This window comes from Acidobacteriota bacterium, assembly GCA_034211275.1.
Taxonomy (GTDB): Bacteria; Acidobacteriota; Thermoanaerobaculia; order Multivoradales; family JAHZIX01; genus JAGQSE01.
The window spans coordinates 1-13,430 of the sequence record JAXHTF010000181.1; the positions used below are offsets into that span (position 1 = coordinate 1).

A 13,430-nucleotide genomic window follows, 5' to 3' on the forward strand; every position below is an offset into this window, starting at 1 on the left:
CGGCCCATGAGCTCCACCACCATCACCCGCTCGTGGCTGGCGGCGGTGGAGTGGAGCTTGTCGATGGCGTCGGTGGCGGTGGCCACCGCGGTGTCGAAGCCGAAGGTGGCCTCGGTGGCCTCCAGATCGTTGTCGATGGTCTTGGGCACGCCGATGACCGGTAGGCCATGCTGCTCGTGGAGCTTGCGGGCGATGGTCAGGCTGCCGTCGCCGCCGATGGCGATGAGGGCGTCGAGGCGATGGCGGCGGAAGCGCTCCACCACCTCGGCACTGAGGTCCGTGGGCTCGTCCTCGGGTTTTTCTCCGGGCATGGCGAAGGGATTTCCGCGGTTGCTGGTGCCGAGAATGGTGCCGCCTTGATGGGTGATGCCGCGGACGCTGTCGGCGTTGAGGGGGATCAGTCCCTCCTCCCCATCCTCCAGCAGTCCCAGGTAGCCGGTGCGGATGCCGAAGACTTCCCAGCCCCGGCGTAGGCTGGACAGGACCACCGCCCGGATGACGGCGTTGAGGCCCGGAGCGTCGCCGCCGCCGGTGTTGACGGCGATGCGCCGGACGGTGTTGTTCGAATCTGCATCGGATGAACCCAAGACATGACCTCCTGGAAGAAATTGTAGACCGTCGGTGCTAGCGCGGGGTCATCCCTGCAGTCGGCGGCGGATCTCGGCGGCGACCTGCTCGGCGGCTTCCGGCGGCGAGTAGATGCGGTAGCGGTCGATGCGGGTCATGTGGCGGAGGAATTGGCTGGAGTGCTCCATGGGCTCCAGGGCGCCTTCCCGGCCGCGCACCAGGACCCGGGAGATCCCCAGCCGGTGCGGGCTCTTCTCGGAGTTGGAGATCAGCAGCCGGTGCTCGCCGAATTGTTCCTTGAGCTCCGGAACCATCGCTTCCAGGCGGCGCTTCTCGTCCGGCTCCAGGTGCTCGCGGCTCTCGAAGGCGAGGGTGAACCGGCGGCGCTCGGTGATGGCCCGAGCATGGCGGCTTTCGGAGCGGCGCATCTCGGCCATGGACCAGACGTCGTCCTGCACCAGGAAGGCCTCGGGATCCGAGGGCCAGGTCCGTCCCGTCTCCCGCAGCCACTCGTTGAAGTGCAGCTCCAGCACCTTGCCGGTGACGTTGAAATAGACCTGGGTGAACATGTAGTAGCGCGCCAGAATCAACGCCTCCAGAGCGTGCACGCCGCCCTCGTCGACGCCGATGCCCCAGGTGCCGTTTTGGGGATCCTCCAGCGGCAGCATGGTGTCCAGCAGCCGCTCCAGGTCGTAATTGCCGTAGTGCACGCCGCAATACAGGCTGTCGCGGCGCAGATAGTCCATCTTGTCGACGTCCAGCTCGCCGGAGACGATCTGCGCCAGCAGCCGTTCTTCGTGGCCTTCGCCACCCTTCAGCAGGCGAATCACCTGGCCGGCTTCCAGGCCGTCGCCGTGGCGCTGGAAGATCTCGGCGATCTCGTCCAGCTCGAGGAGTCGGCGGGTCATGTCCTCGTGGTCCATGCCGTTCTCGAAGAGATCTTCGGCGGAATGGCTGAAGGGCGCGTGACCGATGTCGTGGAGCAGCGCCGCCGCCCGCACCAGGCGCCGTTGGGGCACGTGGGGCCCCTCCGGCAGCCGGCGGCCGCTATTCGCCGCCAGGCGATCGTAGACCGTCCCCGCCAGATGCATGGCCCCCAGCACATGGCTGAACCGGCTGTGCTCGGCGCCGGGATACACCAGGTGGGTGAAGCCCAGCTGATGGATGAAGCGCAGCCGCTGCATGGGGCGGCTGTTGATCAGAGCTTCTTCCAGGGCGTCGGCGCGGATGAAGCCGTGGATGGGGTCTCGGACGGATAGCACGTTGGCAGCTCCTGGGGCTTCTTGGGTGGAGGCGCGATGGTATCAGCAAGCGTTCTCCGTCGATTCCGGCGAATCAGCCGGGAGCGGGGCGGTTCGGATCGAGATCCGGGGGCCAGGGGACCGGCTCGGCGTGGCCGCCGGCCTCGGCGCCGAGTTGGTGGAGAACGCTGGCGGCGGAACAGCCATCCGGTGGCAACGGCAAATCCGGCGCCAGGTCCACCAGCGGGGCGAGGGCGAAGCGGCGCTGGCGCAGCCGTGGATGAGGCAGGGTGAGCTCTGGGCGGTGGCAGATCCGCTGTCCGTGAAGCAGCAGGTCGATGTCCAGCGGCCGGGGAGAATTCCGCTGGTCCTGTCGCCGGCCCTGGCGGTGCTCCAGCGCTTTGAGCACCGCCAGCAGATCCTCGGCGGCGAGCTCGGTGCGGCCGAGGACCACCAGGTTGAAATAGTCCGGTTGGGGGAGCTGGGAGACAGGGTGGCTACGGTAGAGGGGGGAGACGTGGAGGGGGCGTAGCCAGCGCCCCAGGGCACCGATGGCGGTGCTCAGGTTGCGCTGTGGGTGGCCGCTGTTGGCGCCCAGCCCCAGGACGACGGTTTGCGACGAATCCCGAGCCCGGGAGTCCCCGTCCGGGGAGTCTGCAAAGGGGGAGCCGGGATCAGTCGTCGTCGTCATCATCGAGGTCGTCGAAGTCGTCGTCCTCGTCGTCTTCGTCATCCTCGTCATCTAGATCGTCGAGGTCATCTAGATCCTCGTCGTCCTCATCCTCGTCGTCGTCATCGTCCAGATCGCTGTCCAGATCCTGATCATCGTCGTCGTCGAGGTCTTCGTCTTCCGCGCGCTTGCTGCGGGTCGACTCTTCTTCCTCTTCCTCCGGCGGATTGACGGCGACGCCACATTTTGGGCAAACCGGGTTGGGTTTTCCCAAATCGTAGAAACGAGCGCTGCAGGCCTCGCAGGTCCATTTCTGGCCAAGCTTGTTGTCGGACATCTTCGTCCCTCCCGCTTCTTGCAGGGTGACTCCATAATTTCGTGACGACGGTTTCGCGATGACCAGTCTCACGAAAGGCCCCTCGTTACGAATGGCCCGTCATCACAAAAAGCCTGTCATCACGACGACACCAGGCCGAGGGAAGCTAGCACCCGCTTTTTGAAGCTGTCAACCGCGGGTTGCTAGATGCCTCTGGCCTCGATCTTGCTTTAGATATTCTCCGTCCGCAAACTTCGGTGCCGGGCGGCGATCAGTAGCAAAGCAAGTGGTTGCGCGCCGCGGAAGCCGGAGATACCATCGACTGTCCGGTTCCGGCCGGATTACCCTCTGGAGATACGATGCAGTTTCGAGCCTCAGCTCTTTTGATGGTCGCCCTGACGGCGGCTTCGATATTCGCTCCGACGGCCTTCATCCCGGCGGCCCTCATCTCGACGGCGTGGGCACAATCAGCTCCCGACCCCACCGCTCCCGGCCTCAGCGACGGCGAGCGTCTCGACGTCCTGCTGGCGCGGGTGCAGCACGAGCAGCAGGCGATGAAGGCGCTGAGCGCGCGCTTCACCATGCACCAGGAAAGCGAAATGTTGTTGGAGCCGGAGGAAAGCACCGGAGACTTCTCTTATCTGGCGCCGGATCGGGCTCGGTGGGACTATGAGAATCCGAACCCTATCACCGTGGTGGTGCGCAAGGGCGAGATGCTCACCTGGTATCGGGACCTGCAGCGTGCCGAGCGGGCCAAAGTGGGTCGCTATTCAGACCGCATTCTGCAGTACATGAGCGCCTCCAGCTCGCTGGAAGACCTGCTCGAATATTTCAACGCCCGGGTTTCCTTCGAGCGGCTGGGCGAAGTGCCCTACCGCATCGTGCTGACCCCCAACGTCGACCGCATCGCCCGGCGCCTCGCCTCCATGACCCTGTGGATCGACCCGCAGCTCTATCTGCCCCAGAAGGTGCGCATCGAAGCCGCGGATGGAGACGTCACCGAGTTCCAATTCGAGAATCTCGAGATCAACCCCGACCTGGAGGCGGCGCGCTTCCAGCTCGAGCTGCCGGCGGAGGTCGAGGTGACCACCGTGGATCTCTCCCAGGGAACTCGCTGAGGCCGGAGGCCTGTGAGGCCGCCGCTTCTGCTCGCCGGTGCCGACCGGTCCCGCTAGAACTTCACCATGAACCCCACGACTCCCGAGCTGCCGAATCGCGGTCTGCGCTTCGAAGTCCTGGCCCGCGACGGCCAGGCCCGCCGGGGGCGCTTGGCGACCCCTCACGGGGTGATCGAGACTCCGGCCTTCATGCCGGTGGGAACCCTCGGGGCGGTGAAGGGCGTGGCGCCCCACAACCTGGAGGAGGTGGGGGCCTCCATCATGTTGTGCAACCTCTACCACCTGGCCCTGCGGCCCTCCATCGACGTCATCGAAGAGCTCGGCGGCCTGCACGCCTTCACCGGTTGGCAGCGTCCGCTGATCACCGACAGCGGCGGCTTCCAAGTCTGGAGCCTGGCGGATCTGCGCACCGTCGATGACGGCGGCGTCCGATTCAAGAGTCACGTCGACGGCGCCCCGATGCGCTTCACGCCGGAGAATGTGGCGCAGATGCAGCGCCGTCTGGGGGTGGATCTGGCGATGATGCTCGACGAGTGCCCGCCGTGGCCGGCGACCCGCAAGGAAGTCCGCGAGTCGGCCCAGCGCACCCTGTCCTGGGCTCGGCGGGCGCGGGAGGAATGGCAGCGCCGTCCCGGCACCGGGGGGCTGCTGGCCATCGTTCAGGGCGGAGTGTTCCGGGATCTCCGGGAGCAGGCGGTGAGCGATCTGGAGGCTCTGGACTTCGACGGCTATGCCATCGGCGGCGTCAGCGTCGGCGAGCCGGAGGAGCATCGCCGGGAGGTGGTGGAGTGGACCGCGCCGCTGCTACCGGCGGACCGCCCGCGCTATCTGATGGGGGTGGGCTACCCTCGGGACATCCTGCACGCGGTGATCCAGGGGGTCGACCTCTTCGACTGCGTTCTGCCGTCGCGCAATGCCCGCCACGGTCTGCTCTTCACCCGCCAGGGACCGGTGAAGATCAAGAACGCCCGCTACCGCACCGACGAGCGTCCCATCGAGGAGGGCTGTCCCTGCCCCGCCTGCCGCCGCATCGGCCGCGCACTGCTGCACCATCTGGTGCGCAGCGGAGAGATCACCGGCTCGGTGCTGGCGACCCTGCACAACCTCCAGCATTACCTTGACTTCATGGAGGATCTCCGGCAAGCTATCGAGTCTGGTGCGTTGAAAGATTTCGCGGCCGCCGTGGGCCAGCCCGAAGCCGGCTGAACCGGGCGTCCGAGAGAGAGCTCGATCACCGCCATCCCATCGGAGCCAGGAGCCTCGGAGCTTGATTCCGGCTCCCCAGAACCCCAACTCGAAGCCGCAGGGCTAGGTTCTTCCGATGGCCAGGTTTGTCCGCCCGACGGCACGGTCCGCCGGGCCTGCCGAAGGAATGAACGTCATGATGCCCACCATCCTCGCCTTTCAATCCGCACCGCCCGGCGGTGGAGGTCTCCTGCCCACCCTCGGGATGTGGGCGCTGATCATCGCGATCTTCTACTTCATCGTCTTTGCCCCGGTGCGCAAACAGAAGAAGGCGCTCCAGGAGCTGCTGGACAAGCTCAAGAAGGGCGACAAGGTGGTCACCAACGGCGGCATTTATGGGGAAGTGGCGGCGGTGGAGCCGACGACGGTGATCTTGAAGGTCTCCGACAACGTCAAGATCAAGATTTCCCGGTCGGCCATTGCCGGCCTCCAGGGAGAAGGTGATCCAGGGAGCAACCGATGAATTCAAGTCTAGTCACCCGCGGCGTCATCATCGCCATCATCGTCGTCGCAGGGTTCTTCATGGTCACGCCGCCGGAGGAGAGCGTCAACCTCGGCCTCGACCTCCAGGGCGGCATGCACCTGGTGCTGCAGGTTCAGACCCAGGACGCGCTGCGCTCCGAGACCACCAACGACATGGACCGCTTCATCGCCCGCCTCAAGGACGAGGGCGTGACCGGAGCCCAGGGGACTCGCCCCGGCGCCGACCAGGTCGAAGAAGCTGAAGGCACCGAAGAGGTCCCGGCGCAGGCCGAGTTCATCATCTCCGGTCTGCGGGGCGACGAATTCGACATCGCCCGTACGGTGCACCGGGATTATTTCCCCAACCGCTGGAACTATCGGCGCGACGGCAACACCGTGGTGCTCACCATGACCGACGCCGCCCGGCGCCAGGTGCGTCAGCAGGCGGTGGATCAGGCCTTGCGCACCATCCGCAACCGCATTGACGAATACGGCGTTTCGGAGCCGGTGATCCAGCGTCAGGGCTTGGCGGACAGCGACCGCATCGTGCTCCAGCTGCCCGGCGTCGAGGATCCGGAGCGCGTCAAGCGCCTGATCAAGAGCACCGCCTTCCTCGAGTGGCGCCTCGCCGAGTTTCCCCGCGAGGGCGGCATGGTCAACAGCCGGGAGGAGATCCTGGCCCACTACGGCGGTCAGCTGCCGCCCAATGTGGAGATCCTGGAAGGCGAGACCCGCGGCCCCGAGGGCGTCGAGCTGCCGCCGCGCTTCATCGCGGTGGAACGCAACGCCGTGGTTTCCGGCCGTGACCTCAAGGATGCCCGCTGGGTCTCCGGTCAGTTCAACGAGCCGGTGGTCTCCTTCACCCTCGATTACGAGAAGGGCGAAGAGTTCGGCGAGGTCAGCGCCGCCAACATCGGCCGCGCCATGGCCATCGTCATCGACAACAAGGTGCTGTCGGCGCCGGTGCTGCGCGGGCAGATCCGCGACCGTGGCCAGATCGAGGGCAACTTCACCCAGGAGGAGGCCACGGATCTGGCCACCGCCCTGCGCTCCGGTGCGCTGCCGGCGGGCATCGTCACCCTCGAGGAGCGCACCGTCGGTCCGTCCCTCGGACAGGATTCCATCGACCAGGGCGTGCGCGCCGGTCTTTGGGGTGGCGCCCTGGTGGTGTTGATGATGCTGGTGGTCTACCTGCTCAGCGGCGTCAACGCGGTGGTGGTGCTGAGCCTCAACGTGGTTCTGGTCTTCGCCCTGCTGGCCGGGTTCGGCGCCACCCTGACACTGCCCGGCATCGCCGGCATCATCCTCACCATCGGTATGGCGGTGGACGCCAACGTGCTCATCTTCGAGCGCATCCGCGAGGAGCTGCGGGCCGGCCGCACGGTGAAGGCGGCGGTGGAGTCGGGCTTTGGAAAAGCCCTGTCCTCCATTCTGGACGCCAACATCACGACCCTCATCGCCGCCGTCTTCCTCTTCCAGTTCGGCACCGGGCCGATTCGAGGTTTCGCGGTGACCCTCTCGGTGGGGATTTTCTGTTCCGTGTTCACTGCGGTCTTCGTCAGCCGCTGGTTCTTCGATCTCTGGCTGTCGCGCCGCCAGCGCGTCGAGCGTCTCTCCATCTAGGAAGTTTCTGAGCGGCGCCCCGCATCGCGGCGGGCTCCAAGGAGCAAGACATGCAATTTCTCACCGATACCAAGATCGATTTCATGCGCCTGCGCAAGGTGCTGGGGGCTCTCTCCCTGCTCCTGGCCATCACCAGCCTGGTGGTGTTGGTCAGCGTCAAGAAGCTGAATATCGGCATCGACTTCACCGGTGGCACCCAGGTCACCCTGCGTTTCCAGGAACAGCCGCCCCTCGATGAGCTGCGCGACGTGCTGGTGGACGCCGGGTTTCCGGAAGCCACCCTGCAGCGCTTCGGAGCCCCGGAAGACAACGAGGTGCTGATCCGTACCGCCACCGTCGAGGGCAGCGAGGAGGGCTCCTCCGATGCTCTCTTGGAGGCCCTGGACGGGCGCTTCAACGTCGCTCCGGAGTCGAGCTTCGACCTCAACCGCAAGGCCGCCGACGACATTGCGGCGTTGCTCACCGAGCTCGATCCCGATGGCGTGGTGGTGGAGGCGGAAGTGCCGGCGCTGGAGACGGCGGAGCCCGATCCTCACTACCTGCAGGCGGCGGAGCAGATCCTCGAGCTGCGGCGCCAGGACGGCCTGATTCAGAGTTGGGATCAGGTCACCGGCCTGCCCGGCGTCAGCGAGGCTGTGACCTCCGCCCTGGAAAGCAACACCCACCTGGGCGAGTACGCCCTGCTGTCGGTGGAGAACGTCGGTCCTCAGATCGGTAGCGAGCTCCAGAGCAAGGGCGTCTGGGCGGTGATCCTGTCGCTGGCGGGCATGCTCGGCTACATCGCCTTCCGCTTCGAGTGGCGGTTCGGCGTCGGCGCGGTGGTGGCCATCGTGCACGATGTGGTGATCAGCCTCGGCCTCTACGCCTTCGTCGGCTACGAGTTCAACCTCACCACCATCGCCGCCTTCCTCACCCTGGTGGGATATTCGGTGAACGACACGGTGGTGGTCTTCGACCGCGTGCGCGAGAACATGCAGCGCATGCGCCGCGAGTCGTTGTACAAGGTGCTCAATCTGAGCCTCAACCAGACCCTCACCCGCACCATCATGACCTCCGGCACCACCTTCCTGGTGGTTTCCACGCTGTATTTCTTCGGTGGTGACGTGATCCGCGGCTTCGCCTTCATCCTGATGATCGGCATCATCATCGGTACCTACTCGTCGGTCTTCGTGGCGAGTCCGGTGGTGCTGGCCTGGGATCATTTCGTCGGCCAGGCGAAGGCGCGGCGGGCGGTGGCCCCGCGCTGATCGGGCTCGGCAGAGAGCTCGGAAGAACGACTCGGGCGGGCTCTGGGTGAGCCCGCCCGAGTCGTTTGGCAAGCCGGAGCCTCGGCCGGGCGCCGGCGGCGTCCTGTGTCGCTGGCGCGACGGATTCGACATGGGTTCCCAGGGGTGAGGGTGCCTGGCCTATAATCGGGGGCTCATTCTCCGACGCAAGCCCGATGGGGCGACCGACTGAACCAGGCCTGGAGGGCTGATAGCCGATGCCGCGGAAGATCCCGCCTCCCGTTCCCGCCGTCAAGGTCGAGAATCTCGACCCGGTGCTGGAGCGCCTGGAAGCCCAGGGTCGCCCCTACGACGAGACCTTCTTGCGGCGGGTCTACGAATTCTCCGCCGAGATGCACCGCGATCAGAAGCGGCGCTCCGGCGAGCCCTACCTCTTCCATCCCCTGGCGGTGTCGTTGCTGCTGGCAGACCTGAAGTTCGACCAGGTCTGCGTCGCCACCGGCTTGCTCCACGACGTGCTCGAAGACACCCTGACCTCCCGCGAGGTGCTGGAGGAGAAGTTCGGCGTCGAGATCGCCGAGCTGGTGGATGGCGTGACCAAGATCGGTCGCCACTCCTACGTGCGTCGGGATCAGGCCCAGGCGGAGACCTTCCGCAAGATGATTCTGGCTTCCGCCAAGGACATTCGGGTGATTCTGGTCAAGCTGGCGGATCGTCTGCACAATATGCAGACCCTCCAGCACATGTCTCCGGAGGCCCGCCGCCGCATCTCCCGAGAGACCTTGGAGATCTACGCCCCCATCGCTCACCGGCTGGGCATGGCGAAGGTCAAGGGGGATCTGGAGGACCTCTCCTTCTACTTTCTCTATCCGCACCAATTCGCCGAGCTCCACACCAAGATCCAGGAGAAGGTGAAGCTCGGCAAGGAAGAGGTCGAGAGCCTCCGGGAGCGCTTCGCCCGCACCCTCGAGGAGGTGGGCATCGAGGCGGAGATCGGTTTTCGGGTCAAGCGTTACTACTCCATCTACCAGAAGCTGCGGCGCCAGGGCATCGACATCTCCCGGCTCTACGACTACCTGGCTTTCCGCATCATCACCAACAGCGACAAAGACACCTACGCGGCCCTCGGCGTGGTGCATCAGAACTGGCGGCCGGTGCCCGGGCGATTCAAGGATTACATCGCCATGCCCAAGCCCAACCTCTACCAGTCGCTGCACACGACGGTGGTGGGGAGCAAGGGGCAGCCCTTCGAGGTGCAGATCCGCACCCGCGAGATGGATTTGATCGCCGAGGAAGGCATCGCGGCTCACTGGCGCTACAAAGAAGGCCGGGGGGAGAACCCTGCCAGTGATCTCAATATTCTCTGGCTGCGCCAGCTGCTGGAGTGGCAGAAGGAGATCAAGGACCCCCGGACCTTCCTCACCACCCTCAAGATCGACCTCTACCCCGACGAGGTCTACGTCTTCACTCCCAAGGGGCAGGTGTTTTGCTTCCCCCGAGGCGCCAGCCCGCTGGATTTCGCCTACAAGGTCCACACCGAGCTCGGCCACCACTGCGCCGGGGCGCGGGTCAACGGCAAGCTGGTGCCGCTACGGACTCAGCTGACCAACGGCGACATGGTGGAGATCCTCACCAGCCCCAACAGCACTCCCAGCCGGGACTGGCTCAACTTCGTGGTCACCTCCCGGGCCAAGAGCAAGATCCGCCACTGGCTCAACGCGGTGCAGAAGGAGCGCTCGGTGGAGATCGGCCGGCCGCTGCTGGAAAAGGAGCTGCGCAAATACAAGGTCAGCCCCAAGAAGGTCTACGACAGCGAGGCGATGGCGGAGTACCTCAAGCAGGAGGGAATGGCCAGCGTCGAGGATCTCTTCGGGCGCATCGGCTTCGGCAAGGTGGCGCCGAAGAACGTGGCGGCCCAGGTGCTCACCGAGGCGCAGCTTTCGGAGCCGGCGGAGGAGCCGGGGCGGCTGCGGCGGGCGGTGCGCAAGATCTTGCCCTTCGGTACTGGCCCGATCCTGGTCAAGGGCCAGGGAGACTTGCTCGCCTATCTGGCCAAATGCTGCAGTCCGGTCCCCGGCGAGGACATCGTCGGCTACGTCACCCGCGGCCGTGGCGTCTCGGTGCATTCCGCCGATTGTCCCAACGTCCGCAACCTGCTCTACAACCAGGACCGGGAGATCGAGGTCCAATGGGCCAAGGACGGGGAGAGCCGCTATCGGGTGACGGTGAGCATCGAGGCCACCGACGAGCCGGGGATGCTCGCCAAGCTCACCGAGGTCATCGCCAAGCTCGACAGCAATATCGCCCATCTGGAGGCCGAGACGGTGGAGCCCGGGGTGGGGCTCATCGAGGTGGTGGTGCAGGTGCGGGACCGCAAGCACCTGGAGAAGATCCTCAAGGCGCTACGAGCGATTCCGGGGATGACCCGGGTGGAGCGCCGGATGAACGGCGGTGCCGGCATCCGCGCCCTGCCTTGATTCCTTCATCACAACGCAGAACAGCGCACCCCGGATGGAGTGCGCTGGAAGGGACCGCGGCGGTCTGGGGAAGGCCGGAAACCTGTCTCTCAGGTTTCGGCGTTCTCAGGTCTCCAGGTTCTCGGGGCTCCAGTTGCGCACCGGCGGCTTCTGGACCTTGCCGCTGCGCAGGCAGCGGGTGCAGACCCAGATGCGCTTGACCTGGCCGTCGATGAAGGCCCGGACGCGCTGCAGGTTGGCCTTGTAGGTCCGGGAGGTCACATTGTGGGCGTGGCTGATGCTACGGCCGAAGACCGTACCCTTGTCGCAGTACTCGCATCGCTTGGACATTGCGCTAGTCTCCTGAGCCCCTGTCTTCTGAGCCCCTTAAATGCCCCGAATTCTTCTTCGAGCCGAGGCCTACGATCGAAGCTCGCCCGCTGAAATCGAGCTCTTGGCAAGCTCCGTTCTTTGGGTCTAAGCTATTGGTTCTTCAAGTGCTTGGCGGTCGATCGAGGATCCTTCCGGGCAATCTGCTGGCCGAGGGACCCTCGCCGTGACCAGAGCAACGAAGACTACCACGGGCCAAAGCTCTGGCGCAAGGTCTGAGCTGCCGCCCCAGGCTCTTTTCGTCTCCGATTTCGTGTATAGTCATTCGGTCCTTCTTCGCAGTGGAGTCGGAAAGGTCTAAATAGCCATAGAGTAATCTAATCTCTTGACACCCCTAGCCGGATGCTGCTAGCCTCCAGCGAAGCTTTAAATAAGTGGCCCTAAACTAGCATGACCATTGAGCTTTTGGGGCCCCGAAAGGGGGCAGTTGCCTGTGCTGTTCTCGCGCAGTAAAAGCGTAGTTGGGCTCGACATCGGAAGCTCCGCCGTCAAGCTCGTAGAACTAAAGGAGCGCAAGGGGGACTTCCAGCTAGTCCACCTGGGGATGGATCCATTGTCTCCGGAAGCCATCGTCGATGGCTCCATCATGGACTCGTCGCTGGTGGTGGATGCGATCCACCGCCTCAACGACGAGAGCAAGAGTAAAAACTCCAATTACGCTACCTCCCTGTCCGGTCATTCCGTCATCATCAAGAAGATCCAGCTGCCCGCCATGAGCAGCGAGGAGCTCGCCGAGTCCATCCAGTGGGAGGCAGAGCAGTACATCCCCTTCGACATCAACGACGTCCGGCTGGACTATGTCGTGCTGTCGGAGGAGGATGCCGTCCACGAAGAGATGGAGGTCCTGCTGGTCGCCGTCAAGCGCGACAAGGTCAACGACTATCAGTCGGTGATCAGCCAGACCGGCAAGACCCCGGCCCTCATCGATATCGACGTCTTCGCCATCCAGAACGCCTACGAGGTCAACTACGACCTCGATCCCCTCAAGGTCGTGGCCCTAATCAACATGGGCGCCAGCGTGACGAATATCAACGTCCTGGCCCGGGGGAACACCGTGTTCTGGCGCGACATCACCTTCGGCGGCAATCAGTTCACCGAGGCCTTGCAGCGGGAGTTCAGTCTCAGCTTCGAGCAGGCCGAGGCCCTCAAGCGGGGCGATACGGTGGGCAATTACAGCGCCGCCGAGGCTCGGCCGATTCTCGATTCGGTGTCCGAAGAGATGGCGTCGGAGATCCAGAAGACCTTCGACTTCTTTTCCGCCACCTCCTCCGAGGGGCCGGTGGAGGAGCTGGTGCTGTCCGGCGGTTGCGCCCTCACCCCGAATCTGCAGCAAATTCTGCGGGATCGGTTCGGCGTGCCCAACGAGCTGCTCAACCCCTTCCGTCGGATCCACTTCAAGGAAAGTGACTTCGACGCGGACTGGCTGCAGTCCATCGCGCCGCGCTTGGCGGTGGCGGTGGGGCTGGCGATCCGGAAGGTGGGAGGCTAGACGCTCATGATCAAGATTAATCTGATCGGCGAAAGCAAACGGCCAGCGGCAGTCCGCAAGCGCAAGCCCCTCGCCGCCAGCGTCAACCGGGAGAATGCCGCTTCGCTGCTTCTGCTGGTAGGGGTGATCTTCGGTGTCGTGCTCCTCGGTCTCGAGTATTGGGTCCTCCACAACACCCTGGACAATCGCAAGGAAGAGGCCGCAGTACTCCAGAAGGAGTATGAGGTCCTCAAGCCGATCATCGACGAGGTCAACGCCTTCGAAGCGAAGAACGCTGAGCTCGAACGCAAGATCGAAGTCATCCAGAACTTGAAATTGAGCCAAATCGGGCCGGTACGGGTGATGGACCACGTCTCCCGGGCTTTGCCGGAGCTGGTGTGGCTCAGCCGCATGGACGTCAGTCGCAACAACATCCGTCTCGTGGGGTCCGCCACCAACGAGAACGCGGTGGCCAACTTCATCGAGAACTTGGATCGGGTCGAGGAGTTCCAAGAGCCCTCGCTGAATCACATGCGCGAGTCCCGAGGCGGCTTAACGACAGCCGGGGTGACGGGCGCCTTGCCCTCGTCCCAGCGAAGCTGAAGGGCAGACTCGGCGTAGATCTCCTGTTCCCGGGGGGAAAGTTCG

13 protein-coding genes are annotated in these 13,430 nt (G+C 64.7%); 8 read left to right on the top strand and 5 right to left on the bottom strand.

Features of this window, described 5'->3' with window-relative positions:
* The 4 genes from SX243_20640 to SX243_20655 form a co-directional block, all read right to left on the bottom strand.
* Window positions 1-587: 6-phosphofructokinase (locus SX243_20640; protein MDY7095392.1), on the bottom strand; the 587-nt coding region annotated here is incomplete at its 3' end.
* Between the two features lie 48 nt (window positions 588-635).
* Complete coding sequence (locus SX243_20645; GenBank protein MDY7095393.1) at window positions 636-1,829, bottom strand: HD domain-containing protein; 1,194 nt, start codon at window positions 1,827-1,829, stop codon at window positions 636-638.
* Between the two features lie 73 nt (window positions 1,830-1,902).
* Window positions 1,903-2,502, bottom strand: coding sequence for a 2-amino-4-hydroxy-6-hydroxymethyldihydropteridine diphosphokinase (gene folK / locus SX243_20650; GenBank protein MDY7095394.1), 600 nt, complete (start codon window positions 2,500-2,502; stop codon window positions 1,903-1,905).
* Complete coding sequence (locus SX243_20655; GenBank protein MDY7095395.1) at window positions 2,483-2,815, bottom strand: FYDLN acid domain-containing protein; 333 nt, start codon at window positions 2,813-2,815, stop codon at window positions 2,483-2,485. The genes folK and SX243_20655 overlap by 20 nt, the downstream gene beginning before the upstream one ends.
* Window positions 2,816-3,153: 338 nt before the next feature.
* Between SX243_20655 and SX243_20660 the strand changes: the two genes are divergently transcribed.
* From SX243_20660 to SX243_20685, 6 genes are all read left to right on the top strand, one after another.
* Window positions 3,154-3,912 carry an outer membrane lipoprotein carrier protein LolA gene (locus tag SX243_20660; GenBank protein ID MDY7095396.1) on the top strand — a complete coding sequence of 253 codons (759 nt, stop codon included), beginning with the start codon at window positions 3,154-3,156 and terminating at the stop codon, window positions 3,910-3,912.
* A gap of 102 nt (window positions 3,913-4,014) precedes the next feature.
* Window positions 4,015-5,118, top strand: a complete 1,104-nt coding sequence (gene tgt / locus SX243_20665; GenBank protein MDY7095397.1) for a tRNA guanosine(34) transglycosylase Tgt — start codon at window positions 4,015-4,017, stop codon at window positions 5,116-5,118.
* 175 nt (window positions 5,119-5,293) lie between these two features.
* Window positions 5,294-5,620 (top strand): preprotein translocase subunit YajC, encoded by a 327-nt coding sequence (gene yajC, locus SX243_20670; GenBank protein MDY7095398.1) that lies wholly within the window; start codon window positions 5,294-5,296, stop codon window positions 5,618-5,620.
* Window positions 5,617-7,242 carry a protein translocase subunit SecD gene (gene secD, locus SX243_20675; GenBank protein ID MDY7095399.1) on the top strand — a complete coding sequence of 542 codons (1,626 nt, stop codon included), beginning with the start codon at window positions 5,617-5,619 and terminating at the stop codon, window positions 7,240-7,242. The genes yajC and secD overlap by 4 nt, the downstream gene beginning before the upstream one ends.
* A 50-nt stretch (window positions 7,243-7,292) precedes the next feature.
* Window positions 7,293-8,489, top strand: coding sequence for a protein translocase subunit SecF (secF, locus tag SX243_20680; GenBank protein MDY7095400.1), 1,197 nt, complete (start codon window positions 7,293-7,295; stop codon window positions 8,487-8,489).
* 236 nt (window positions 8,490-8,725) lie between these two features.
* On the top strand, window positions 8,726-10,945 hold the full coding sequence (locus SX243_20685) for a bifunctional (p)ppGpp synthetase/guanosine-3',5'-bis(diphosphate) 3'-pyrophosphohydrolase (GenBank protein MDY7095401.1): 2,220 nt from the start codon (window positions 8,726-8,728) through the stop codon (window positions 10,943-10,945).
* Window positions 10,946-11,050: 105 nt separating this feature from the next.
* On the opposite strand, the gene rpmB is transcribed toward SX243_20685, so the two are convergent.
* Complete coding sequence (gene rpmB / locus SX243_20690) at window positions 11,051-11,275, bottom strand: 50S ribosomal protein L28 (protein ID MDY7095402.1); 225 nt, start codon at window positions 11,273-11,275, stop codon at window positions 11,051-11,053.
* Between the two features lie 472 nt (window positions 11,276-11,747).
* Here rpmB and pilM point away from each other — a divergent pair, with 472 nt between their 5' ends.
* A complete protein-coding gene (pilM, locus tag SX243_20695; GenBank protein MDY7095403.1) occupies window positions 11,748-12,803 on the top strand; it encodes a type IV pilus assembly protein PilM in 1,056 nt (351 codons plus the stop codon).
* A gap of 6 nt (window positions 12,804-12,809) precedes the next feature.
* Window positions 12,810-13,385 (top strand): PilN domain-containing protein, encoded by a 576-nt coding sequence (locus SX243_20700; GenBank protein MDY7095404.1) that lies wholly within the window; start codon window positions 12,810-12,812, stop codon window positions 13,383-13,385.
* Window positions 13,386-13,430 lie beyond the last annotated feature (45 nt).

Bases quoted from the DNA above. Each gene is read 5' to 3' on its own strand.
- SX243_20700 (MDY7095404.1), top strand. From the start codon at position 12,810: ATGATCAAGATTAATCTGATCGGCGAAAGCAAACGGCCAGCGGCAGTC.
- secF (MDY7095400.1), top strand. From the start codon at position 7,293: ATGCAATTTCTCACCGATACCAAGATCGATTTCATGCGCCTGCGCAAG.
- folK (MDY7095394.1), bottom strand. From the start codon at position 2,502: ATGATGACGACGACGACTGATCCCGGCTCCCCCTTTGCAGACTCCCCG.
- yajC (MDY7095398.1), top strand. From the start codon at position 5,294: ATGATGCCCACCATCCTCGCCTTTCAATCCGCACCGCCCGGCGGTGGA.
- SX243_20660 (MDY7095396.1), top strand. From the start codon at position 3,154: ATGCAGTTTCGAGCCTCAGCTCTTTTGATGGTCGCCCTGACGGCGGCT.
- secD (MDY7095399.1), top strand. From the start codon at position 5,617: ATGAATTCAAGTCTAGTCACCCGCGGCGTCATCATCGCCATCATCGTC.
- rpmB (MDY7095402.1), bottom strand. From the start codon at position 11,275: ATGTCCAAGCGATGCGAGTACTGCGACAAGGGTACGGTCTTCGGCCGT.
- SX243_20685 (MDY7095401.1), top strand. From the start codon at position 8,726: ATGCCGCGGAAGATCCCGCCTCCCGTTCCCGCCGTCAAGGTCGAGAAT.
- SX243_20655 (MDY7095395.1), bottom strand. From the start codon at position 2,815: ATGTCCGACAACAAGCTTGGCCAGAAATGGACCTGCGAGGCCTGCAGC.